The organism is Candidatus Pseudothioglobus singularis PS1 (assembly GCF_001281385.1).
GTDB lineage: Bacteria > Pseudomonadota > Gammaproteobacteria > PS1 > Pseudothioglobaceae > Pseudothioglobus > Pseudothioglobus singularis.
On sequence record NZ_CP006911.1, the window covers coordinates 1,028,828 to 1,054,099 of the forward strand.

The 25,272-nt window shown below is 38.4% G+C and carries 24 protein-coding genes; 12 read left to right on the forward strand and 12 right to left on the reverse strand.

Annotated features, from left to right (window positions below; all coding sequences use genetic code 11):
* Positions 1-4 precede the first annotated feature (4 nt).
* The 8 genes from xdhA to puuE are packed head-to-tail and all read right to left on the reverse strand — an operon-like array spanning position 5 to position 7,291.
* Positions 5-1,483 carry a xanthine dehydrogenase small subunit gene (gene xdhA, locus W908_RS05250; RefSeq protein ID WP_053820230.1) on the reverse strand — a complete coding sequence of 493 codons (1,479 nt, stop codon included), beginning with the start codon at positions 1,481-1,483 and terminating at the stop codon, positions 5-7.
* Complete coding sequence (gene uraH, locus W908_RS05255) at positions 1,483-1,827, reverse strand: hydroxyisourate hydrolase (protein ID WP_053820231.1); 345 nt, start codon at positions 1,825-1,827, stop codon at positions 1,483-1,485. Before uraH ends, xdhA begins: the two co-directional genes overlap by 1 nt.
* Positions 1,827-3,149 (reverse strand): guanine deaminase, encoded by a 1,323-nt coding sequence (gene guaD, locus W908_RS05260; RefSeq protein WP_053820232.1) that lies wholly within the window; start codon positions 3,147-3,149, stop codon positions 1,827-1,829. The genes uraH and guaD overlap by 1 nt, the downstream gene beginning before the upstream one ends.
* Positions 3,149-4,324: a urate hydroxylase PuuD gene (locus W908_RS05265; RefSeq protein WP_053820233.1), complete on the reverse strand. Its 1,176-nt coding sequence runs from the start codon at positions 4,322-4,324 to the stop codon at positions 3,149-3,151. The genes guaD and W908_RS05265 overlap by 1 nt, the downstream gene beginning before the upstream one ends.
* Positions 4,321-4,842 (reverse strand): ureidoglycolate lyase, encoded by a 522-nt coding sequence (locus W908_RS05270; protein WP_053820234.1) that lies wholly within the window; start codon positions 4,840-4,842, stop codon positions 4,321-4,323. Before W908_RS05270 ends, W908_RS05265 begins: the two co-directional genes overlap by 4 nt.
* Before the next feature lie 2 nt (positions 4,843-4,844).
* Entirely contained in the window at positions 4,845-5,843 is a 999-nt protein-coding gene (gene alc, locus W908_RS05275) for an allantoicase (protein WP_053820235.1), read from the reverse strand.
* A complete protein-coding gene (gene uraD, locus W908_RS05280; protein ID WP_236849122.1) occupies positions 5,833-6,354 on the reverse strand; it encodes a 2-oxo-4-hydroxy-4-carboxy-5-ureidoimidazoline decarboxylase in 522 nt (173 codons plus the stop codon). Before uraD ends, alc begins: the two co-directional genes overlap by 11 nt.
* Positions 6,355-6,364: 10 nt before the next feature.
* Positions 6,365-7,291, reverse strand: coding sequence for an allantoinase PuuE (puuE, locus tag W908_RS05285; RefSeq protein WP_053820237.1), 927 nt, complete (start codon positions 7,289-7,291; stop codon positions 6,365-6,367).
* A gap of 348 nt (positions 7,292-7,639) precedes the next feature.
* Here puuE and W908_RS05290 point away from each other — a divergent pair, with 348 nt between their 5' ends.
* The 12 genes from W908_RS05290 to W908_RS05345 all read left to right on the forward strand — a co-directional run bounded on the left by W908_RS05290 (position 7,640) and on the right by W908_RS05345 (position 21,270).
* A complete protein-coding gene (locus tag W908_RS05290; protein WP_053820238.1) occupies positions 7,640-8,662 on the forward strand; it encodes a BMP family lipoprotein in 1,023 nt (340 codons plus the stop codon).
* A gap of 146 nt (positions 8,663-8,808) precedes the next feature.
* Positions 8,809-10,365 carry an ABC transporter ATP-binding protein gene (locus tag W908_RS05295; protein WP_053820239.1) on the forward strand — a complete coding sequence of 519 codons (1,557 nt, stop codon included), beginning with the start codon at positions 8,809-8,811 and terminating at the stop codon, positions 10,363-10,365.
* Positions 10,362-11,462 (forward strand): ABC transporter permease, encoded by a 1,101-nt coding sequence (locus W908_RS05300; protein WP_020025781.1) that lies wholly within the window; start codon positions 10,362-10,364, stop codon positions 11,460-11,462. The genes W908_RS05295 and W908_RS05300 overlap by 4 nt, the downstream gene beginning before the upstream one ends.
* The gene (locus tag W908_RS05305; RefSeq protein ID WP_020024123.1) at positions 11,459-12,433 is read left to right on the forward strand and encodes an ABC transporter permease; all 975 of its coding nucleotides are present in this window, start codon (positions 11,459-11,461) and stop codon (positions 12,431-12,433) included. Before W908_RS05300 ends, W908_RS05305 begins: the two co-directional genes overlap by 4 nt.
* A gap of 2 nt (positions 12,434-12,435) precedes the next feature.
* Entirely contained in the window at positions 12,436-12,828 is a 393-nt protein-coding gene (cdd, locus tag W908_RS05310) for a cytidine deaminase (RefSeq protein ID WP_053820240.1), read from the forward strand.
* Entirely contained in the window at positions 12,828-13,631 is an 804-nt protein-coding gene (locus W908_RS05315; protein WP_053820241.1) for a purine-nucleoside phosphorylase, read from the forward strand. Before cdd ends, W908_RS05315 begins: the two co-directional genes overlap by 1 nt.
* 21 nt (positions 13,632-13,652) lie before the next feature.
* The gene (gene deoC / locus W908_RS05320; RefSeq protein ID WP_053820242.1) at positions 13,653-14,699 is read left to right on the forward strand and encodes a deoxyribose-phosphate aldolase; all 1,047 of its coding nucleotides are present in this window, start codon (positions 13,653-13,655) and stop codon (positions 14,697-14,699) included.
* A 9-nt stretch (positions 14,700-14,708) separates the two neighbouring features.
* Positions 14,709-17,072 carry an aldehyde dehydrogenase family protein gene (locus W908_RS05325; protein ID WP_053820243.1) on the forward strand — a complete coding sequence of 788 codons (2,364 nt, stop codon included), beginning with the start codon at positions 14,709-14,711 and terminating at the stop codon, positions 17,070-17,072.
* Between the two features lie 10 nt (positions 17,073-17,082).
* Complete coding sequence (gene deoA / locus W908_RS05330; protein ID WP_053820244.1) at positions 17,083-18,438, forward strand: thymidine phosphorylase; 1,356 nt, start codon at positions 17,083-17,085, stop codon at positions 18,436-18,438.
* The gene (locus W908_RS05335; RefSeq protein WP_053820245.1) at positions 18,431-19,645 is read left to right on the forward strand and encodes a phosphopentomutase; all 1,215 of its coding nucleotides are present in this window, start codon (positions 18,431-18,433) and stop codon (positions 19,643-19,645) included. Before deoA ends, W908_RS05335 begins: the two co-directional genes overlap by 8 nt.
* Entirely contained in the window at positions 19,646-20,638 is a 993-nt protein-coding gene (add, locus tag W908_RS05340) for an adenosine deaminase (RefSeq protein WP_053820246.1), read from the forward strand. It begins immediately after the preceding gene.
* Between the two features lie 68 nt (positions 20,639-20,706).
* On the forward strand, positions 20,707-21,270 hold the full coding sequence (locus tag W908_RS05345; RefSeq protein ID WP_053820247.1) for a phosphoribosyltransferase: 564 nt from the start codon (positions 20,707-20,709) through the stop codon (positions 21,268-21,270).
* Positions 21,271-21,410: 140 nt separating this feature from the next.
* On the opposite strand, the gene oppF is transcribed toward W908_RS05345, so the two are convergent.
* From oppF to oppB, 4 genes are read right to left on the reverse strand one after another with little or no spacing between them, the layout of a single operon-like run.
* Positions 21,411-22,397: a murein tripeptide/oligopeptide ABC transporter ATP binding protein OppF gene (gene oppF, locus W908_RS05350; protein WP_053820248.1), complete on the reverse strand. Its 987-nt coding sequence runs from the start codon at positions 22,395-22,397 to the stop codon at positions 21,411-21,413.
* A complete protein-coding gene (locus tag W908_RS05355; protein WP_053820249.1) occupies positions 22,394-23,365 on the reverse strand; it encodes an oligopeptide/dipeptide ABC transporter ATP-binding protein in 972 nt (323 codons plus the stop codon). Before W908_RS05355 ends, oppF begins: the two co-directional genes overlap by 4 nt.
* 6 nt (positions 23,366-23,371) lie before the next feature.
* Positions 23,372-24,298 carry an ABC transporter permease subunit gene (locus W908_RS05360; RefSeq protein ID WP_053820250.1) on the reverse strand — a complete coding sequence of 309 codons (927 nt, stop codon included), beginning with the start codon at positions 24,296-24,298 and terminating at the stop codon, positions 23,372-23,374.
* 4 nt (positions 24,299-24,302) lie between these two features.
* A complete protein-coding gene (oppB, locus tag W908_RS05365) occupies positions 24,303-25,226 on the reverse strand; it encodes an oligopeptide ABC transporter permease OppB (protein WP_053820251.1) in 924 nt (307 codons plus the stop codon).
* Between the last annotated feature and the right edge of the window lie 46 nt (positions 25,227-25,272).

Below are 25,272 nucleotides of genomic sequence, written 5' to 3' on the forward strand. Positions count from 1 at the left end.
TAAATTAATTTAAATGAGTATATTCAGCAAGATTTTCGATTGACTCACCTAAATACATCAAAATAGTTTTTTTAACTAAGTTTGCAGAAACTTGCAATCGATATTCTGAAGACGCCCTTACATCAGTAAAAGGAGAAAATTCTTCATTTAAAACCTTATAAGATAATGAAGCTATATCGTCATTTTGCCAATGCTTTAATAAAAAATCTTCAAGTTTTTTTGATCTTTGAGGGATACCTGACATACCGCCAAAGGCTATCTTAAATGATTCTGGCTTATTGTTCTTAGATGAAATATTGATTGCCATACATACAGCTGAAATATCATCCTCATATCTTTTCGACATTTTATGAGTTATGAGTTGCTGATTACCATTTGGCTTAGGAATGATAATACTTTCAATAAATTCACCTTGTTGAATAACTGTTTTTTTATATGTAATAAAAAAATCTTCTAGATTAATTATTCGGCTATCAGCACCCTTTCTAAGCTTTAATTTTGCATCTAAAGCAATCAAAACTGGAGGCATATCTCCAATAGGTGAAGCATTAGCTATATTACCTCCAATAGTGGCCCAATTCTTAATTGGTAACGAAGCAAAACGCTGCAAAAAAGCGGCTAAGTCAGGCCAATTACTTATGAGACAAGAAGCGGCATCTTCATAACTAACTGCAGCTCCAATTTCTATCTCATTTGCACCATCTTTAATCTCTTTCAATTCAATAACCTTGTTAACGCTTACAATATGAGAGAATTCTTTCATTGACTGGGTAATTTCAAGGCTAAGGTCAGTTCCAGCAGCAATAATATTAGTCGATGTATTATTAATAAGGATATTAGAGAGCTCATCTATTGTTGAAGGAGCATCATATTTAATTGTTTTATTGCTCTTTTTAAAACTTAGACTTAAATGCTCAGGATTATTTAATTTCCCTAAGATATCAGTAATTTTCTTCTTATTTTTTTTATAGTAGTCTAGAGGCTCATCATTTTTGTTTTCAAACATTGAAAATGCTGCTGCAATTATTGGCTTGTAGCCTGTACATCTGCACAAATTGCCTGATAGTGCTTCGTTTATTTGATGAAGATTTACAGAATTTTTATTTTGATATAAAGCAAATAAGGACATGACAAATCCAGGTGTACAAAAACCGCACTGTGAACCATTTTCTAGAACCATAGCCTTTTGAGAGGGGTGGAGCTTATCATCCTCCATTAAGCCCTCAACAGTAACTAAATGCTTACCAACCAAACCATAGGCTAGCGCCATACATGTGTTTATACTCTTGTACTCGATCTTGTTAGTCTTATTATTTGTAACAATTTCACCAATAACAGCAGTACAAGCCCCACAATCTCCTGAACCACAGCCTTCCTTTGTGCCTACAAGCTGATTAGCTCTTAACCACTCCAGAACAGTTGTATTGGGATTAATTACACCAAGATCAGTTGGTGAAGAGTTTTGATTAAGCAAAAAATACATTAGCTTCCTCGATATGTTGAATAACTATAAGGAGAAATTAAAAGTGGCACATGGTAATTTTCACTTTTTTCACTAATACTAAAACGAATAATGACATCTTTTAAAAAAGGACAATTTATATTTTTTGCTTCAAAATAATCATTAACTATAAATTCAAGCTCATAACAGCCCTCATCAAACTCTTCTTCTGACAGCAAGGGTTTGTCACATCGACCATCTGTATTAGTTTTTGTTGATTTAATATGGGTTGAGCTTGTGCCATCTCTTCGATATAAATTTATAACCACATCACTTGCAGGGATGCCTGCCGAAGTATCTAATATATGAGTTGTTAGTTGTCCCATTATGCTTCCTTTTTTTTGTAAATATTTTGACCCAGAATATAGACCTCTTTGATTAGTCTATCATCTCCAAGGGTCATCAAATTAAACAATATATCGCTAATATTATTTGAGGTTTCAAGTTTGTTCTTTATTAATTCTGTGGCCTTTAAATCAATGACAATAAAATCTGCCTCCTTATTAGAATCAAAATTACCAATATGATCTTCCATATTAAGTACTTTAGCAGCAGCTAGTGTTGTCAGATAAAAGGCTTTAACAGGATCTAAGTTATAGTCATTTAACCGACATATTTTGTAAGCTTCATTCATAACCTGAAACATTGAAAAGCTATCACCCCCTCCAACATCTGAAGCGAGTGCAAAATCTATTCCAAAGGCTTCTAATTTATCAACCTCAAATAAACCACTCCCAAGAAATAAATTGGATCTTGGGCATAGCGAAACTTTAGAACCCGAATCAGCAATACGTTTATATTCTTCATCAGTATTATAAATACAATGACCAAAAACTGAATTAGTGCCAGATAAATTAAAGCTGTCGTAGACATCAAAATAGTTTTTTGAATCTGGGAAGAGTTCTTTTACCCACTCAATTTCGTCAATATTTTCATTCAAATGTGTTTGCATGAGCAAACCTTTATTTCCATTAGTATCTGAATACTCATCTAACAATTTAGCTGCCTGCTTAAGTTGTTCAGAAGAAGATGTAGGAGCAAATCTAGGGGTAACTGCATAACTCATTCGTCCCTTATTGTGCCATTTTTCAATAAGCTCTTTTGAATCAAAATAACTATCATCTGAATTGTCGCAAAGGCCTTCTGGAGCATTTCTATCCATCATCACTTTACCAGCAATCATTCTGAGATTTTTCTTTTCAGCAGCAGTAAAAAAAATGTCTACAGATTGCTTGTATGAAGTACAGAAAGTCATTGCTGTAGTGGTACCATTTTTAATGAGTTCATCAAGAAATAAATCTGCAACTTTAGACGCATAAGCCTCATCACAAAATTTTTGTTCTTCAATGAAAGTGTATTTATTAAGCCAGTCTAAAAGACTCGTTCCATATGAAGCTATGACTTTGTACTGAGGGTAATGCACATGAGTATCAATGAAGCCAGGCATTATTAAACTATCCTTAAAATGATTTGATGAATTTGCATTTGGCCACTTAGAAAAAAGTTCATTAAAGGCACCAACTTCAACAATTTTTCCCGAATCAACATCAACAACCATTAGGCCATCCTCTATATAGATTGGCTCTACCTCTCCCCCACTCTCAAAACAGTGGTAAATTGACCCTCGATAGTGATTGTATTCAATCATTAATTTGCCTCAATCCAAATCCCTAATTTCTCTCTCTCTTCATCGGTCATATTTGTAGTGTTAATTATTGGCATAGCTTTAGATAAAACTGCTTGCTTATATATCTGATTCTTATGGGTAATAATATTTTCTTGAGTATCAAGCATTATGCCATTTGGCGCAATTGCAAATGCCTTGTTTGAAGGTTCTGCAGCGTGACAACTTACGCAGTGTTTTTCAATAATGATTTGAGCTTCAGCAATAGTTACTATTTCTTTATTTTGCTTTTGATCTTTACTTTGTGATGGAGCCAAAACATAAATTAAAGCTAATGTTGATAATACAATTATGGCAATTAAGCTATTTTTTGCTTTACCAACTCCCCTTAAATTAAAGTAATGACGTACCATCACTAAAATCCCAATGACAGCGATTAATACCAACCAACCATAATCACCACTATAAATCGTTGGATAATGTCCACTAATCATCATAAATAAAACTGGCAAGGTGAAATAGTTATTATGTCGAGAGCGAAGATATCCTGTTTTTCCAAGCTCTAAACTAACTTCTGTGGCGTTTTCACAAGCATCAACCAGCTTTTTTTGAACTGGAATAATCACAAAAAAAACATTTGCGACCATAACCGTTCCAACCATAGCGCCAATTTGCATGTAAACCGCTCTGGGATTAAAAATATTACTGTAGAAATATGAAAAAAATGAAATCACTATAAATATGATTGCTATAAAAATTGCTGACTTATTAACCAATCTTGACTTACATAAGATGTCATATATAAGCCAAAAAAGTAACAAGCCTAATAAGCTCAACCCAATGCCATTTATTGCAGATATTGAGCTATCAGTAGCTAATAAATAGGTACTAGCATTAAAATAATATATAACTGAGAGAAGCGAAATTCCTGATAGCCAAGTAACGTACGCTTCCCACTTAAACCAATGCAATGGCTCTGGAAGGGTTTGAGGATATTTCTTGTATTTTTCTAGATGATAAAAGCCACCACCATGAACTGCCCATAGATTTCCAGCTATTTCATCTCTATTATTTAATCGATCAAGTTTATTTTCAAGCCAGTTAAAATAGAATGACGCCCCAATCCAAGCTATACCAGCAATTACATGGAGAAGTTTTAAAGCTAAATTAAGCCAATCCATTAGATATATTTGCATCATAAGTTAAACTCCAACACCACATTAATGTCATCAATAGAGACTTCTTCGCACTGCTCAATAGTATCAAATTCCTCATTATGTTTTCTGTCAATCACAATAAATTGTGAATTATCATTAATACTTATGAGTGGAAAATGCCAAACACCTCGTGAATAATTTATTCCTTGCTGCCCATTCGTAATAAAGGCCCTCAAGTTTTCAATGATAGGGCTCTGCGAAGGTGGCGCAACAACTACTATAAAAGGAGAAGAGTGCCTAGGTATGAAAGTTTGGCTAAAGTAAGGATGTTTTTCTAACATTGAAATATGCAGCGGAAATCTCCTACTCTTTGCGACAAATATATGAACACTCGTTTGACCTTTTTCCTCTAAAGTATCAAGAGTTGCGATATCTGAAAATTTTTGAGCAAAGCCATCATTGATTGTTCTGGACTCTTTACTTTCAATTGAAACGACCTCTCCAAAATCGGAAAAATTTTCAGAAGTTAATTTTTCTGGAATAAGTTTTATATTTTGCATAGTTAAATAAATTTACCAATAAATTTTAATCGAGCGATTCCACCATCCGGATAGATATCAACTCGGACATGTGTAAAGGGTTCGTTGTGCAAAATGTCTTTCATACCAAAAGTATGGATTTGATTCATCCCTAGTTTTTTTCTTTCAAGTAGCTTGGTCCAAGACTTACTACTTTCTATAATGCTAGCGTCTTCTTGATCAGAAATATTCGCTGTGGAAAGAGAAAATGTATGTGGAAAGTTACCCTTAAAAAATTTAGTGTCTACAATGATTTCCTCGACCTGAGCAGGCTTTGAAAGTGCGAGAACACCCCAGTCGTTACCTGGCTTTCTTCTCCTTCTAGTTTCCCAGCCATCAGCCATGCTTAATGGCTCATGTTTTTCTAATACATTGCTTAAGCAGCCAAAGTGCTCATCGTTTGCATATAAAGCTTTAGCACCACTCTCTTTAGACAGAACGTTAATACCCTCAAAATTTGAGTCTCTCTCATCCTCCCAGAACTCACCATAAACTCTGAGTCTTGCAATACCTCCATCAGGGTGAAGTGTAATTTTTAAATGGGTAATTGGATTACTTGCTGCACATTCAAAACGGTTATGAGAATCACCCTTAATTTCTTTTTTGCCTAGAAGATCAAACCATTCTGTGACTGCACTACTGTCTACAACGAGATCATCGGTTGTACCGCCAGGAACAGAGCATCCCTGAATTGAAATTCCTGGAGCAAAATTTCCCGTGAAGTGGGTTGTATCAACATTAAAACCTTTGACAGATGCTTTCTTACCTAAACGAATAAAGCAAAAGTCATCCTTACCATCCCTTCTTCTTCGACTTTCCCATCCGTCCATCCATTTGCCATTGTCATCATACTTATCATCAATCCAAACTGGGTCGCTCGGTTGGAGCATGCGAGAAGAGTCAGCAAAGAATTCATCACTACAATAAATGACTTTAGCCCCAGTATCTGAGCAAGCAACATCGATGAGTTCTTTATATTCCATAAATCTCCTTAATTCTAAGCCAAGCTATCTTATTAATTTCAACTAAAGCATTTGTCCTTTCTTCATCTCTAGAGTTATTCTTGCGCCCCAAAAAGGTCGAGATAATTTCGGATTTATTTTTTTCTTTAACAGCCATAATAAAAGGAAAGTCGAACTTTGAAAAATACTCCTCATTGAGCTTTTCAAAAAGTTTAATTTCATCATCAGTGCAGTCACTGAGTCCTGCAGATTTTTGCTCAGTTGTAGAGAAATCTGTCAGCTCATTGTTTTGCGCTTTTTTACCGGCCAATAGTGGATGTGCAGCAATAAGTTCGTCCTGCATATTGTTATCCGATGAGAGCATAATTTCAGACAATGTAGCATGAAATTTTTCAAGGTTGTTATATTTCTCATTCAAAGCTACGAGCTCTAAAGACTGCTCTACAAACCAAGGCGAATGCTCGTAAAGGTTTTTAAAAGTCTTTAGGTACTTTTCTGAGGAGTATGACGCTAAATCAGATGGTAGTTTCATAATCTTAAATCTAAAAATTGTTATACCAATGGTCTGCAATATCTCTTCTAGAGCATAACCAAACATTATCAAAAGTTTTAATATATTCTAAAAATCTTCTCATGGCCATAATCCTCCCAGGCCTTCCCAGTATTCTTGCATGCATCCCAACCGACATCATTTTAGGGCTAGTCTCTCCTTCTTTATATAAAGCATCAAAGCTATCTTTCAAATAATTAAAAAATTGATCACCTGAATTAAAGCCTTGGGGCGAAGCAAACCTCATATCATTTACATCTAAGGTATATGGAATGATTAAGTGCTTCTTTTCAGTGTCAAAGCTATTTGCCCAATAAGGTAAATCATCGTCATAAGAGTCGCTGTCATAGAGAAATCCACCCTCTTCAATAATTAGCCTCCTTGTATTTGGGCTATTTCTTCCTGTATACCATCCTTCGGGTCTCTTTCCTAAGAACTCTGTCAGCATTGAAATACAATCTTTGATGTGATCTCGTTCAGTATTTTCATCAACATACTGGTAGTCTATCCAGCGAAAACCATGAGCACAAATATCATAATTATGCTCAACTAAATAATTAGCTAATTCTTTATTTCTAGCTATCGCAATAGCCACAGCAAAAACAGTAATTGGGATATCAAACTCTTTAAAAAGACGAAGTATCCTCCAAACTCCCACCCTTGATCCGTATTCATAGATCGATTCCATACTCATATGTCTCACACCTTCATATGGCTTTGCGCCAACGATTTCAGAGAGAAAGGCTTCGGAAGCATTATCACCATGAAGTATGCAATTTTCACCACCCTCCTCATAGTTAAGAACAAACTGAACGGCTACTTTTGCATTATTAGGCCACTTTGGGTTGATAGAGTTTTGCCCATATCCAGTCATATCGCGTGGATAACTATTAAGACTCTGAATGATCTTTTTATTCATAATAATTTTAACTATAAATGACTATATAAGCTTCAAAATGCATTAATTATATGCCTAAATTTGATATCGATTATTGTAAACATTCATTTATTAGAATTCAAATAATTGATAAAAAATAATTAACAAACATGGCTGAAAGATACTAAAGATCAAAGAATAAAAAATATATCAATTTTTTTTTGACAAAGACCTCCTTCCAGAATAGAATATTGACAACTCGGGAATTTATTTTCTATATACTTTAAACTAAACTTGAGTTAAATATTAAAGATGTCTTAGCTGTCTTTTTTTTAATGACGGTTTTTCTTTCTATTTATAAATGAGATTAATAACTAAGGAGAGTACACAATGAAAAACATGAAACGTTCACATTTTAGTGGATTGATCAAAAAAACTGGCTTAGCGGTCATTGCTTCTACGTTTCTTTTAGCAGCACCGATAGCTCAAGCTGATGGACATGTTAAACCAGCGGTTGTTTATGATACTGCCGGTAAGAATGACAAGTCTTTTAACGAGGCTGTTTTTAATGGTATTACTAGATTCATGAATGATACTGGTATTGCTGTTACTGAACTTGAGCCAACTAACGAAGCCATGATGGAGCAAAGTCTTAAGAAATTTGCTCAACGTGGTTATTCACCAGTTGTTGCTGTAGGTTTTACTATGGCTAATGCGGTTGCTGCTGCAGCTGCTGAATATCCGGATACTCAGTTCACTATTATTGATGGTGTCGTTGATGCTCCAAATGTTCAAAACGTTATCTATAAAGAACACGAAGGCTCTTTCCTAGTTGGTGTTATGGCTGCTATGGCTTCAAACTCAGGAACTGTTGGATTTGTTGGTGGAATGGACATTCCATTAATTAGTCGTTTTGAGTGTGGCTATAAGCAAGGTGTTGCACATGCTGACAGCTCAATGAATGTTTTAGCTCAGATGACTGGCTCTACACCTGCTGCTTGGGGTAACCCAACTAAGGGTGGTGAAATTACTCGTAGCCAAGTTGAAAATGGCGCTGACGTAGTTTATGCTGCTGCTGGTGGAACTGGTATTGGTGTATATCAAACTGCTGCAGATATGGGTGTTTTAGCGATTGGTGTTGACTCAAACCAAAACTATATGCAACCAGGAACTATGCTTACTTCTATGTATAAGAAGGTAGGATTAGCTGCTTATAACAGTTTTGCAGCTGCTGTTGCTGGTAACTGGGAAGCTGGTTTTAGTGTAAACGGTGTTGGTGCTGCAATGGACGAGTATAACGCAGACCTAGTTTCTGCTGATATGCTTGCTGCTGTTGATGCTGCTAGAGCCGCAATTATTTCTGGTGACATCGTAGTTCATGACTACATGAGTGATAATAGCTGCCCTCTATAAAGAGTAGCTTTTTTATCCTATAAACATCCGGCCCAAAAGGCCGGATGTTTTTTTTTAACTTTAATATGTGATTTTTGTAAGACTATATATTAAAGTTTTAAACGCTTACAACTATAATGAATCTATTTATCGGTTAAAAAATATCTATGGCTAAGTCAAATATTGCTATTGAACTTATAAATGTAGATAAACATTTCGGAGCTGTTCACGCTAACGATAAGGTTAACTTGAGCGTTGAATCTGGCTCAATTCATGGAATTGTGGGAGAGAACGGTGCCGGTAAATCTACACTGATGAGCATCCTATATGGTTTCTATCAGGCAGACTCTGGCCAAATTAAAGTCTTTGACAAAGACTTTAGAGCTACAAGCTCAAAGCAATCTATCGAAGCAGGAATTGGGATGGTCCATCAGCACTTTATGCTTGTGGATAACTTTACGGTACTAGAGAATGTAGTTCTTGGTAGTGAAGGTGGCGCCCTAATAACTGAAAGTCTCTCCAATGCTAGAATTGAGTTGACTAGGCTAGCTAAGGAATATGGATTGGAAGTTGAACTTGATATTGCTGTAGAAGAGCTCTCAGTTGGAATGCAGCAACGAGTTGAAATACTTAAAGGGCTTTATAAGGGTGCTAAAGTACTCATTTTGGATGAGCCGACTGGTGTTTTAACGCCTCAAGAGTCTGATGAATTATTCCGAATATTTGAGGCACTCAAAAATCAAGGCGTCACTATCATATTGATCACTCATAAGTTGCGTGAAATAATGAGCATTACTGATCACGTTTCAGTCATGCGTGCAGGAAAAATGGTTGCACATCGCGAAACAAATAAAACCAACCCTGAAGAACTTGCAGAGCTAATGATTGGCAGAAAAGTTTTACTTAATATTGAGAAATCTAAAGCCAAAATAGGCAGCCCTGTCCTCACAGCAAAGAACCTTGAAATTAAAAATGAGCAAGGCTTAAAACGTGTATCCAATATTAGCTTTGAAGCTCGTTCCGGTGAAATATTAGGCATTGCTGGTGTTACTGGCAACGGCCAGGGAACACTTTTAAAAGCTTTAGCGGGAATTCTTCCGATCTCTAAAGGTTCAATTGAAATTATGGGGGAGACGATCTCCTCTAGTAATAAACTAAACCCTGAACAACTTCGAAATTTAGGTGTTGCGCATGTTCCTGAAGATCGTCAAAGAATGGGAATGATATCTGAATTCACTGCAAGTGAAACTGCTCTTTTGGGCTACCATAATGACAAAAATATTAACCAGGGAGTTTGGTTGAAACGAGCCTCAGTTAAAGCAAACTGCGAATCCTTGATGAAGGCCTTTGATGTGAGACCGAGCAATCCAAACCTTATGTCTTCAAATTTCTCAGGTGGAAACCAGCAAAAACTCATTTTAGCCAGAGAGTTTGAGAGAGACCCTGAAGTTCTAATTATTGGTCAACCTACGAGGGGTGTTGACATTGGTGCCATTGAATTTATTAGAAAACGAATCATCGAAATGAGAGATGCTGGAAAAGCTATTATCTTAATCTCTGTTGAGTTAGAAGAAATCATGTCGCTCAGTGATCGAATTATTGTGATGTGTGATGGAGAAATTACTGGGACAGTTAACGGTGCAGATGCTGATGAAGCGACGCTAGGCATGATGATGGCTAATGCCCTTGAAACTGAAGAAGAAATGAAAGGAGCTCAGCTATGAATCGTGAGAGACGCCTGTCATGGATTAATGGCCTCCTACTGCCACTACTCAATGTCTTGACGGCCTTTTTAGCAACTGCCGTGGTATTTCTTTTAATCGGAGTTGATCCAATCGAGGCAACTAAGATATTAATTTATGGAGCGCTTGGCTACGATGAAGGTTTAGGTTATACGCTTTATTATGCTACCAATTTTGTTTTTACTGGTTTAGCTGTTGCTGTTGCTTTTCATGCTGGATTGTTTAATATTGGTGGTGAGGGCCAAGCCTATGTTGGAGGTCTTGGAACTGCTTTAGTAGCGCTTTATCTTAATCCAGCCTTAAGTGCCTGGATTGTCATCCCTTTAGCGATATCTGGTGGCTTATTATTTGGCGCCCTATGGGCTATTATTCCAGCTTATTTGCAGGCGTATCGTGGTAGTCATATTGTTATTACAACAATTATGTTTAACTTTTTAGCTTCAGCGTTGATGGTCTATGTTCTTGTCAATGTTTTAAGAGAAGTTGGAGAAATGTCACCTGAAAGTGGTGACTTTATTAAAGCTTCATGGCTCCCTTTTGTTCATGATATTTTTGCTAGTTTTGGTTACAAGATTGCTAAATCCCCCCTTAATTTATCGATTCTTGTTGCTTTATTTTTCTCAGGGTTGGTTTGGTTTTTTCTTTGGCATACTCGCTGGGGTTTTGCAATTCGTGCTGTCGGCAAAAGTAATGATGCGGCGATCTATGGCGGTATAAACCCAAAGAAAATAATTATTGTAACAATGTGCATCTCCGGGGCCCTAGCTGGCTTAGTTGGAATCAATGAACTTATGGGTGTTCAGCATCGGTTGTTCTTGAACTTTAATTATGGCTATGGTTTTGGTGGAATTGCAGTTGCACTTATGGGTCGCAACCATCCTATTGGAATACTTATTGCTGCATTCTTGTTTGGGATCCTTTATCAAGGTGGTGCGGAACTTGACTTTGAACTTCAAAACGTTTCTAGGGATATTGTTGTGGTCATGCAGGGTCTTGTTATTTTGTTTTGTGGTGGCCTAGAATATCTTTATCGACCTGTTTTAATTCGCTTTTTAGCCCCTATTGAGGTAACAGAATGAGTGATTTTTTCTTAAGCACTGTATTGACATTAGATGCATCTGTTCGAGTTTGTGTTCCCCTAATTTTTGCATCCATGGCTGGTCTTTTTGCTGAACGATCAGGTGTCGTTGATATTGGACTTGAGGGTAAGCTCTTAATGTCTGCCTTTATTGCTGCAAGTGCCGCTGCAATTTTTGGCTCTCCATGGATTGGGTTGCTAGCTGGTATTTTCGCATCCGCTGCTCTAGCAATGATTCATGGCTTCGCATCCATTACCTACAAAGGAAATCAGATTGTGAGTGGAGTTGCAATTAATATCTTGGCGGCTGGACTCACAATGATCCTAAGCCTGGCATGGTTTAAGAAAGCTGGAATTACTCCAACCCTTAAAAATGACCAAAGGTTTCTATCGATTGACTTGCCAGGTCTTGAACTAGTCGATCATATACCCGTTTTAGGAGTTATTTATAGAGAGCTTATCAGTGGACATAACATTTTGGTTTACCTTGCTTTTGCAATTGTTCCTATGGTTTGGTGGGTTGTGTTTCGCACTCGATTTGGTCTTCGACTTCGAGCTGTAGGAGAGAACCCAAAGGCGGTTGATACTGCCGGAATTTCTGTTGAAGCTCTTAGATATAAAGCACTTTTAATAGGCGGAATTTTATGTGGAATTGGGGGTGTATATCTTGCTACAGCCTATAATGCACAGTTTGTCAAAGACATGACTGCTGGTAGTGGGTTTATTGCTCTTGCTGCCCTTATTTTTGGAAAATGGCACCCCTATAAAGTACTCGCAGCGTGCTTTCTATTTGCTTTTTTAGATGCTATCTCGATAAGGCTTCAGGGTATAGCTATCCCTGGTGTTGGCGAAATTCCTGTTCAACTCATTGAAGCAACACCTTATATTCTAACAATTATTCTGCTAGCTGGGTTTATTGGAAAAGCTGTCCCACCTAAAGCTTCTGCACAGCCTTACATTAAGGAGTTATAGAAATGAATGAAGAGAGCAACATCAAAGCTACTAAGGAAGCTATGAGCAAAGCATACGTTCCCTATTCAAACTATCCAGTTGGTGTCTTAATTATTACAGACAAAGGCAATAAGTTCACTGGATGTAATGTTGAAAATGCAAGCTATCCCCTTGGAAATTGTGCAGAAGCGTCTGCTATTGCAGCAATGGTTATGGGTGGAGAGAGAAAAATAAATCAAATTTATGTAATGACAAAAAATGACGAAGGTGGAATACCTTGTGGTGGCTGTAGACAAAGAATTAGAGAGTTCTCAGATTCGACTACGCAGATTATTATGTGCTCGCCAGACGGAATTCAAAATCGAATGAATCTATCTGAGCTTCTCCCTCAATCATTTGGACCGGAGCACCTCTAATGAGTCAAGTGCAAGATTGTGTTGATGTTATTCATCAACATACTAAGGGCTTTAAGCCTCAAATTGGACTTATCCTAGGTTCAGGATTAGGGCAATTTTGTGACAACATGAAAACAGAGTCTAGCCTTGACTTTAAGGACTTGCCAGGCTTTCCTATGGCTGGTGTTGGGGGTCATGCTGGGAAGCTTTTGTTTGGTGAAATTAAAGAGACTAAGGTTGTTATCATGCAGGGCCGCGCTCATTATTATGAACAGGGTCAGGCCAGTATTATGGCAGTAGCTATTCAAACTTTATGTGCAATCGGCTGTGAAAGCTTAGTTTTAACTAATGCTGCAGGAAGCACAGTCAAGGAAGCCTCACCTGGAAGTGTTATGCTAATAACGGACCATATTAACATGACAGGCGTTTCCCCACTTTTTGGAGCTGAAGGAAATGAGCGGTTTGTTGATATGGTTAACGCATATGATCCAAAATTAAATGATGATATGCGCTTATCAGCAGCTCAAAATAACATAAGTTTACATGAAGGCGTATATGCTTGGTTTAGTGGACCTCAATTTGAAACTCCTGCTGAAATTAATGCAGTTAAAGTGCTAGGTGCCCATGCTGTAGGGATGTCAACTGTTCCAGAAGTCATTTTAGCTCGCCATCAGGGTATTCGGCTATGTGCTCTCTCAGTGATAACAAATTATGCAGCAGGAATGGGTGATACTAAAATAAGCCACGAACAAACAATTGCTTTTGCAAATAAAGCTGCAGAGACAGTTGAAAAAATATTAATTTCTTATCTAAAAAATCAGTAATATGAATTGAGCATAAAGACTATGAATACTAAAAAAAACTCAACTAATAATCTTGATTCTTTAGAGGATAACAAAATCATTAATTTGGTCGATTCGCACCCAATTGAAGAGTATAAAGATAATATAAGAAACCCTGGTATAGATTTCAGACTTGATGAAATCTCCAGCATATCAATTAACAAAAGTGCTGTAGAGAGGCGTTGTAGTAATTATGGGACTCGTCGAAGTATTAAAAAAGACAAGCAAGCTGCTTGGCTTCTTAAGGCGATCAGTTTAATGGACTTAACTACACTTTCTGGTGACGATACAGATGCCCGTGTTAAGCGCCTTTGTCGCAAAGCAAAGCAGCCTATTAGTTCGAATCTTGAAAAGCAGCTAGGTGTTCAATCCTTAAACTTAAGTGTCGCTGCCGTCTGCGTTTATCACGATATGCTTAGTGCAGCTAAAAATATAATAAAGGACACCAATATTCATCTTGCTGCAGTTTCTACTGGCTTTCCTGCAGGCCTTTCTCCACTTCCTCTCAGACTTCAAGAAATTCAATACTCGGTAGATTCTGGTGCTAATGAAATTGATATCGTTATCAGCAGAAGACATGTCTTAGATGGAAACTGGGAAGCATTATATGAAGAAGTTAAGCTTTTTAGAGAAAAGTGTGGTGATGCCCATATGAAAACAATAATAGCTACTGGTGAGCTAGGAAACCTTACAAACATTGCAAAAGCTTCGCAAATTTGTATGATGGCTGGTGCGGACTTTATAAAAACATCGACTGGAAAAGAGCCTACTAATGCAACTCTTCCTGTCAGTCTTGTAATGACTAGAATGATTAGAGATTTTTATACTGAGACTGGCATTAAAATTGGCTTTAAAGCTGCTGGTGGAATTAGTGATACCAAGACTGCACTTTTGTATATGACAATGATTAGAGAAGAATTAGGTCGACGTTGGTTGGAGCCTGATTTATTTAGATTTGGTGCATCTAGTCTTTTGGGAGATATTGAACGTCAGTTAGATCACTTTTCGTCAGGATTCTATTCAGCCCCTTATCGTCATCCAATCGCATAGGACTTATATATGACACTTTTAAAATCTTTTGAAGACCTTGATTATAGTGAAGCGCTTGAAAGCAATAAGGAGGCACAGGATTGGCTTGAAAGTAATAATCGCAGATTTGGTCAACTAATTAATGGCAAATTTGTCACCGTTAAAAATGCTAAGTTAATTGAGAGTCTAAACCCATCCACTAGTGAATTATTGGCTCATATAGAAATTGCAAACTCTGAGCAGCTAGAATCTGCAGTAAAGTCAGCTAGAAAAGCTCAGCCCTCTTGGGAAAAACTTGGAGGACATGGACGTGCAAAAGCTCTTTACGCCCTAGCGAGGTTAATGCAAAAACATGCTAGAATCATATCTGTTCTCGAAACACTCGATAATGGTAAACCCATTCGAGAAAGTCGAGATATCGATATTCCTCTTGCTATTCGACATTTTTATCACCATGCCGGATGGGCCCAGCTTCAAGAAAAAGATTTTTCTAGTTATCAGTCGATTGGAGTTGTTGCACAAATCGTACCCTGGAATTTTCCATTATTAATGCTCTCTTGGAAGATTGCGCCTGCCCTTGCCATGGGGAATACAATTGTCTTTAAGGCGGCAGAACAAACCCCGATTACTGCGATGTTCTTTGCACAGCTATGCAACGAGGCTGGGATTCCTCCTGGCGTCATTAATATGATCAATGGAGATGGGGTCATTGGCGCGGAACTTGCTGCACATAAGGGTGTAGATAAAGTTGCATTTACCGGTTCAACTGCTGTGGGTCAGTCCATCAGAAAGAGCACTGCTGGCCAAGGAAAAAAACTTACTCTGGAGCTGGGTGGAAAGTCAGCTTTCATTGTCTTCGAAGATGCAGATCTTGATGCTGCAGTTGAAGGTTTAGTTGACTCCATTTGGTTTAATCAGGGTGAGGTTTGTTGTGCTGGCTCAAGGTTACTCGTTCAGGCTGAAGTGGCTAAAGAGCTTCACCTAAAAATTAAGAGAAGAATTAAACAATTAAGGCTGGGTAAACCTTTAGATAAGTCGACAGATTTAGGAAGCCTTGTAAGTAAAACTCAATTTAATAGAGTTAGTGAAATGGTTCAAGAGGGTTTGAATCATGGTGGTGAAATCTATCAAGCTTGTGATATTGATGCAAAAGGAAATTATTATCCCCCCACTCTCATTACCGACGTAGACTCAAGTCACCCTCTAGTTCAGGAGGAAATTTTTGGTCCTGTACTTGTCTCTATGACATTCAGAACTCAATCTGAAGCAGTAGAGCTAGCAAATAATAGTCGGTATGGTCTAGCAGCCAGTGTCTGGAGCGAAAATATAAACCGGGCTATGGACGTAGCCCCTAAAGTCAAAGCTGGGGTTATCTGGATTAATTGTCACAACCAGTTTGATGCATCATGTGGTTTTGGCGGTGTAAGAGAGTCAGGATTTGGAAGAGAAGGTGGAAAAGAGGGTCTGTATGAATACCTTAAGCCCATTGGACTGGAGTTACCAGACAAAACATCTCTAATCTCCGCATCACTCAAACCAAAAGACAATGTTATTGATCGCACTCTGAAGTTTTACATTGGCGGCAAGCAAGTTAGGCCTGATGGTGGCCATAGCCTTGCTAATTTCAATGCAGATGGAACTCATGCTGTTTATGTAGGATCTGGCAATAGAAAAGATATACGGAATGCGGTCAGTGCCGCCTCCAAGGCTTCATCTTGGGGCTCCCAAAGTGGCCATGCAAGAGCTCAAATCATTTATTTCATTGCAGAAAACTTATCGGTTAGAGAGTCTGAATGGATTCAACGATTGGTGACTTTGTGTGGCGTTTCAAAAAAACAAGCTAAAGCAGAATTTGATCAGAGTATTAGTAGACTATTTAGCTACGCAGCTTGGGCTGATAAATATGATGGTGCTGTCCATAGTGCGCCATATCGAGGCGTTACTATGGCGCTTCCTGAGCCAATTGGAGTTCTTTCTCAAATTGCTCCAGAGGAAACACCTCTTCTTTCAACAATTTCATTGATTGCTCCCGCAATAGCCATGGGCAATAGAGTTGTACTTATTCCTAGTGAGAGGTTTGCTAGCGTTGCCCTAGAGTTGGTGCAAGTGTTTGAAACCTCAGATGTCCCTGGCGGTGTCATCAATATTGTCAGTGGCAACAAACGAGAACTCGCAGAGCAGCTTGCAGGTCATGCTGAAGTCGACGCTATGTGGTGTTGGGCTAATCAAGAAACAGTCACGTCAATAGAGACTATTAGTGCAACAGACCTAAAAAGGCTATGGGTCCATCATGATGGAGATAGAGACTGGCTAGATCCAGAACAAGGTGAAAGCTCAGAATTTCTTAGAAACGCAACAGAAGTGAAAAATATTTGGACACCATACGGCGACTAAGACTAGACCAATGAGCGAATTATTCCTACCCCAAGAGTTAATCAGAAAAAAACGTGACGGTATTACTCTAACTGATCCTGAAATCGGCTTTCTTGTTCAGGGCATTAGTGATGGAAGTTTGACTGATGCGCAGCTTGGTGCATTTGCAATGGCTGTATTTAAGTGCGGCATGTCTTTGGATGAGCGTGTTGATTTGACTCGACATATGATGAACTCAGGCGAAACACTTCAATGGGGTCAGCTTGAGCTGGATGGTCCAGTCGTTGACAAACATTCAACGGGAGGTGTTGGAGACAAAATAAGCTTAATGCTTGCGCCAATTGTTGCTTCTTGCGGAGGTTATGTTCCTATGATTTCAGGTCGTGGACTGGGACATACAGGTGGGACATTAGATAAACTCGAGAGCATTCCTGGTTATGATGGAACACCTAATAATTCTAAGTTTCAATCTCTTGTTAAGGAGGTGGGTTGCGCTATTATTGGACAAACTGCCAATTTAGCGCCAGCGGATCAGCGCTTTTATGCAACCAGAGACGTTACGGCGACTGTTGAATCGATTGATTTAATTACTGCATCAATTTTATCTAAGAAGCTTGCTTCTGGACTCGATGCATTAGTTATGGATATCAAGACAGGTAATGGTGCTTTCGCAGCAGACTTCAAGATGGCTCAAGAGCTAGCCCAAAGCATTGCGAATGTATCAAGTCAATCTGGGGTTCCTACTAGTTGTTTGATTACAGATATGAATCAAGTTCTTGGACATAGTGTAGGAAATGCTACCGAAGTCAGTGAGTGTCTTGATTTTTTAATTAACCCTAATGAAGCAAATACTAGGCTATTAAATCTAACAATTGAATTGGCTGCCTATATGCTTCAATTAAGTGGTCTAGAAAAAGATTTAGTTGCGGCCAGACAGAAATCCCTAGAGGCGCTTAATTCTGGCAAGGCTGCCTCTGTATTTGGAAAAATGATATTTGAACTTGGTGGGCCAATAGATTTATTAGAAAATCCATTAAAACACCTACCCTCAATGCCAGTGATTAGCTCAGTAAAGTCTCCATCTTCAGGTTATATCTCAGAGATTGATGTTCGTGCGGTTGGCCTTAGTATGATTCATTTAAAAGCTGGAAGAACGAAGTCTACTGATCCAATAGACCATGGTGTTGGACTGAGCGAAATTGTCAGTATCGGGCAATGGGTTAACAAGGGAGACACTCTTGCAATGGCGCATTGTAGAGATAAAGATCAATTGAGCTATCTTGAAAAAACGCTTCCATCCTTAATCACTCTGAATGAGAATCAAAATGAAAGTCTTGTTTTAATCCACGAAGTGCTCAGCTCAACAACGGACTCTTCTCATGAATAGAGCAATCATCCTAGTATTGGACTCGCTTGGACTCGGCTCTAGTGATGACGCGCATCTTTATGGTGATGAGGGATCTGATACATTAGGACATATTATCGAAGAATGTGCTTCTGGAAATGCGAATAGTGATAAACGAACTGGACCCCTAGTCATTCCAAATTTAATTAGATGGGGGCTTGGAGAAGCGGCTATAGCAAGCCGAAAAGCAACCCTTCCAATTGATAGAGTAACCCCAGAAGGTTCTTTTGGATATGCTAAAGAAGTTAGTGCAGGGAAAGATACGCCTAGTGGGCATTGGGAAATTTGTGGACTGCCCGTTCCATTTGAATGGGGCGTATTTCCAAAGACCAAAAACTGCTTCCCGGAAACACTGATTAATGAACTTATGAAGGAAGGTGATATTCTTGGCACCTTAGCCAATAAGCACGCCTCAGGCACTAAAGTTATCGAAGAATTTGGTGAAGAGCATATCCGCTCTGGATTGCCAATCTGCTATACCTCTGCAGACTCAGTATTTCAAATTGCAGCTCACGAAGAGCACTTTGGTCTTGAGAGACTTTACGAATTATGTGAAGTTGCTAAACGACTCGTCGACCCTCTTAACATTACTCGAGTTATTGCAAGACCTTTTATTGGAAATTCAAAAGATGGATTTAAAAGAACTTCTAATCGAAGAGATATAACAACACCACCAAGTGACTTGACATTACTTGATAACATTATTGAGGCTAAAGGGCAGGTTGTCTCAGTAGGCAAGATTGGTGATATTTTCTCCAATCAAGGCGTCAGCTATACTGTCAAAGCCCCTAATAACATGGGTCTAGTAGATCAGCTCCTCTCAGAAATGAAAAAAGTTAATGAAGGCTTAATCTTTGTTAATCTTGTAGACTTTGATACTAATTTTGGCCACCGCAGAGATCTTTCAGGATATGCATCGGCGCTTGAAGAGTTTGACAATAGAATTCCTGAAATTGAGTCCAATCTTCAAAAAAATGATCTTGTTCTCATTACTGCTGATCATGGCTGTGACCCATCATGGCCTGGGAGTGACCATACACGTGAGCATGTTCCAGTAGTATTCTATGGAAAGACAATCAAAAATAACAACCTAGGCAAAAGAGATACTTTTGCAGACATGGGCCAGACCATTGCTCATCACCTTCAAATTAAGTCACTTAAAAATGGAACAGCTTGCAATCTTCAGTAAATGTTAAGCCAGATATCACAACTTCCAAAAATCGAACTTCATAGTCATCTTGAAGGTACTCTCAAACCAGAACTTGTTAATGTCATTGCTAAAAGAAATGGTATTCATGTTGACCAAAATCTTTTCAATAGTCAAGGTGAGTATGCCTGGACAGATTTTGCTAGCTTTCTTTCTGCCTATGATGCGGCAAGCTCTTGTCTAAAAAATGGTAATGACTATAGGGACATTACTTACGAATACTTTAAGTCTTGTGCCTCAGAAAACGTCATCTATGCTGAAACATTTATCTCTCCGGATCACGCTGCTGATTGCGGAATTACTTACGATGACATGATTTATGGATGTGTTCAAGGAATTGACGATGCTAAGAGGGATTTTGGGATTATTGGTCGCATTATTGTTACTTGCGTTAGGCATCTAGGACCTCAGCAAGGAGTTAATGTCGCCAAACAGATGGTAGACAATCCTCACCCATATATTGTTGGCTTCGGAATGGGTGGTGATGAAAATGCCTTCACTCTTGAAGACTATGCCCCAGCATTTAATATTGCTGCAGAGGCTGGATATCCTTGCACTGTTCATGCTGGAGAGCTATGCGGCCCAGAGAGCGTTTGGGATGCAATTAATTTCCTACCTATTCGACGCATAGGGCATGGCGTCAATAGTATTCTGGATGCAAAATTACTTGATGAACTTGTCAAACGCAATATTCATTTAGAGATTTGTCCGGGAAGTAATTTATCTTTGTCCATTTTTGCAGACTGGGATAGTCACCCTCTCCCATCTTTTATTTCTAAGGGAATCAGTGTTAGCCTTAATTCTGACGATCCACCCTTTTTTCATACCTCTGTAGGATTAGAGTATATCAATAGTGCCAAACATATGAACATTAGTCTTGAAAAACTAAAAAATATCTCTCTAATGGCGATGGATGCTTCATTTGCTGACGCTGATACAAAATCACGCCTAATGAACAAAATTATTGAATTCTAAATAGCAATTTTATAAATCAAAAGTTAAAAACCCTATAAAATTTATGTATTAATTTTCGGAATCTTAAAATGTCTATTGCAAAAAAATATATAACAGCAGATGAGCTTCTTCATGACTCTTTTAAGCTCGGTGTTCAAATTCATAATAGTGGCTTCAAGCCTGACTTTATTGTCGGTGTCTGGAGAGGTGGAACCCCTGTAGGAATAGCTATCCAAGAGATACTTGCCTACCTAGGAAATGATTCAGATCACATCGCAATAAGAACTTCTTCCTACTTCGGCATTAATCAACAATCTAAAGAGGTTAGAGTTCACGGTATAGATTATCTGATTAGCCACATGAATGCTGAAGATAAATTACTCATTGTTGATGATGTATTTGACTCTGGCAGAAGCATAAAAGCAATACTCGATACTCTTCATGATAAATCACGAAAAAACATTCCACATGACATTCGTATGGCAATGCCATGGTATAAGCCTGAGAGAAATATTATAGATGTAGAGCCTGATTATTTTGTTCATGAGACTGATGATTGGCTAGTTTTTCCTCACGAAATGGATGGACTTTCTGAAAAAGAAATCTTCAAAAATAAAGAAGGAATGAAGGAAATTTTATCTCAGGTTAAATAGTAAGGCACTAACTCACTGAACCTTTAATTACGTCCCAAAGACCATAAAAAATAGCGAGCCAAATCAGCCCTTTTATGAGAAAAAAAAGAAAAGGCAGGCCAATCAATAGCCATTTATTTTTAATGCGCTTTTTAAGGAATTTAATCACTAAAGTGGCAGGCTACGCTATGGCTTGATGAGGATTCGCTAAACTCTGGCTTTTCAATTGAACAAACCTCTTGCGCTTTATGGCATCTCGTCCTAAATACACAGCCTGAAGGTGGATTGATTGGTGAGGGTAAGTCGCCCTCTATTAAAATTAATTTCTTGTTTTTTTCAATACTAGGGTCAGGAATCGGGACTGCAGAAATCAGCGCTTGAGTATAGGGGTGACTTGGATTTTGATAAATCTCATTACTGTTTGCAAGTTCCACTATATTTCCCAAATAGAGTACCATAATTTTTGTACTGATATGTTTCACAACACTTAAATCGTGGGCAATAAATATCAGCGCCAAATCCATCTCTTTCTGTAAATCCATCAGCAAATTGACAACTTGCGCCTGTATCGAAACATCTAGAGCTGAAACTGGCTCATCACAAATAATCAGCTTTGGTTTTAATATTAAAGCGCGAGCTATACCGATTCTTTGGCATTGCCCCCCTGAGAATTCATGAGGATATCTATTAACTAGATTATCAAGAAGTCCTACTTTATTCATTACATCACTCACTCTTGCTTGCACATCAGATTCAGCCGTTTTGGGATAGTGCGTTCTTAAAGGTTCAGCAATAATTTCTCCAATATTCATTCTTGGATTTAGGCTTGCCAAAGGGTCTTGAAAAATCATTTGGATTTGTTTGCGATATTGCCTTGTTTCAGAATTACTGAGGCTTAGAAGATCATTTCCAAGCCATAGAACCTTGCCAGCTTCAGCTGGAACCATTTTAACAATGGCCCTTGCCAAGGTAGATTTACCGCAGCCTGACTCCCCAACAATGCCTAATGTCTCTCCTGAATTTAAAGTGAACGAAATATCATTAACTGCTTGAAGTTTTTTTGGCTTCGTCCAGGGCATATCACCTTCAGAACTAACATCAAAGTTTACCTTTAAGTTTTCTACCTGAAGAATTGTTTGTTTACTCATACTATTCTCTCAACCTCGACGTGACAAGCCCTGTAATGACGACTCTTGTCTACACTAGACAAAATTGGAGATACCTTTGTGCATTTATCATTAGAGTAATTACATCGTGGTGAAAATGGACAGCCTTCAGGGGGCTTCATCATGTTCGGAGGGTTGCCCGGAATTGTGATTAATCTCTCCTCTGAATCATTCAGTCTAGGAACAGCGCTCATTAAACCCTGAGTGTATGGATGTGTTGGCTTTGAATATAGGCTTTCTGTTTTCCCAATTTCCATGATTTCACCGCCATACATAACCAGCATATCATCACTGTTACCTGCAACAACGCCTAGATCATGAGTAATTAAAATAATAGACATCCCAAAGTCTTTCTGAAGGTCAGCCAGAAGCTGCATTATTTGTGCCTGAACTGTAACGTCAAGCGCAGTAGTAGGCTCATCAGCGATCAGTAGCTTTGGTCGGCATAATAGAGAAATAGCAATCATTACGCGCTGCCTCATCCCTCCTGAGAATTCATGCGGATACATTCTGATCCGGTTACTTGGATCAGGAATCCTTACAGCATCCAGCATGCTAATTGACTGTTTAAGTGCGTCTGATTTTGAGAGTCCTTGATGGTGAACTAGTACTTCAGTCATTTGGTCAGAGACTCTAACATAGGGATTAAGGCTCGTCATCGGGTCTTGAAAAATCATGGCGATTTTTTCTGCTCGAATCTTGTTTAGTTGCCTGTTAGAAAGATTAAGAATCTCTTCGCCTTGAAATTTAACACTTCCAGTTGCGCTTCCATTGTGATCCAAAAGACCAGTCATAGCAAATACAGTTTGACTTTTGCCACTACCTGACTCACCAACAATAGCTAAAATCTTCCCTTCATCTAATGAAAAGTTGACATTATTAACAGCGTTGACTTCACCATCAGCAGTTTCAAACCTGACCTTTAGATTGCTGACTTCTAATAAACTCATTTAGAACTACCTTTCCTTTGGATCGAGCGCATCGCGAAGACCATCCCCAATAAAATAAAAACAAAAAAGACTGACAACAAAAAAAGCTAGTGGAAAGAGTAGTTGCCACTCGGTGTCATAACTGATCGTTCCTGCCCCTTCCTTGATTAAAGCGCCCCAACTGGTTGAAGGCTCCTGAACTCCCAAACCTAGGAACGAAATAAAACTCTCCGCAAGAATAATTCCAGGGACCAATAAGGTTGCGTAGACTGCTACAATACCCAAAAGATTAGGAACAATATGACGCGTTATAATCTTAAAATCACTCACTCCGGTAACCTTAGCTGCCTCAATAAACTCTTTATTCTTTAGGTTAAGTGTTTGACCTCGAACAATCCTGCTCATATCAAGCCAAGATAAAAGTCCAATTCCAATAAACAGCATCCCAATTGATCGGCCGAATACCACAAGTAGAAGAATTAAAACAAACATATAGGGAATTGACATTAATATATCGACAATTCGCATCATGATTTGATCTGTCTTGCCTCCTAAATATCCTGATGTGGCGCCATATAACGTTCCAACAATCACTGCGACTGTTGCACCTAAAACTCCTACCATTAATGAAATCTGTGTGCCCTGAATAACTCTTGAATAGAGATCACGTCCTAAGTCATCCGTTCCAAAATAATGGCCACTCTCAATAGAGGGCATTCCAACTCTAGCAGCAGAGCCCATCGCATTCCAATCGATCTGTTCATAGCTCCAGACAGCAAAGTAAGGACCTACAAAGGAAAAAGAAACAATTAGGATTAATACAAATAGACTCAAAGTTGCAGCCTTATTTTGAATAAAGCGCAACCTGGCATCTTTCCAGAGAGAGCGACCAGCTCCAGACTCAGAAAGATTCTGTGCCATATTTTTAATTTTATTTTTATTGGCTACTACCATTGAATTAATACCTTATTTTTGGGTCTATCCAGGCATATAGCAGATCTGCAATCAAGCTAAATAAAATAGTAAGTCCACCCACAACAATAGTAATTCCCATCATGACTGAGTAGTCACGATTAAAAGCAGCATTAACAAAAAAGTAACCCATTCCCCCTGTTGAAAAATAAATATCAATAATAACTGAACCCGTAATCAGTCCAACGAATGCTGGACCTAAATAAGAAATAACTGGAAGAAGGGATGGTTTGAGAACATGTCTAAAGAAAATCACCTTAGTTGGGAGACCTTTAGATTTAGCTGTTCTAATATAGTTAGTGTGTAATACTTCGAGCATAGATGATCTTGTTATACGAGCTATTGAGGCCATATAGCTTGTAGAGAGTGCAATCACTGGCATAACCAGGTACTCCCATGACCCTCCATTCCAGCCACCCCCAGGAAGCCAATCTAACCAGAGTGTAAAAACAATAATCAAAAGAGGCGCCATTACAAAATTTGGTAAAACTTGCGCTCCAATTGAGACTCCTACAGCCAGGTAATCTATCCAAGTATTTTTTCGAATAGCTGCGATAGCCCCCAAAGGGATTCCAACACCAACAGCGGCAATAAATGACCAAAAACCGTACTTTAAAGTAATTGGAAAACCATGTCCAATAATCTCATTAACAGTTCTGTCATGGTATTTGTAGGACGGTCCGAAGTCAAATTCAGTGACAACACCCCACAAATAATTAATCATTTGACGCCAGATGGGCTGGTCTAGGCCATACTTGGCTTCAATATTAGCAAGAACTTGAGCGGGAAGTGGCCTCTCGGATGTAAAGGGGCCTCCTGGTGCAGCGTGCATCAGATAAAAACTCACTGCAATTAAGATTAGAAGTGTGGGTATTGCAATTCCAATCCGCTTTATTATGTAGTTGATCATTTCAGAAATAGACCAGTAAATATTTAAAGAATTATTGTACCGTACA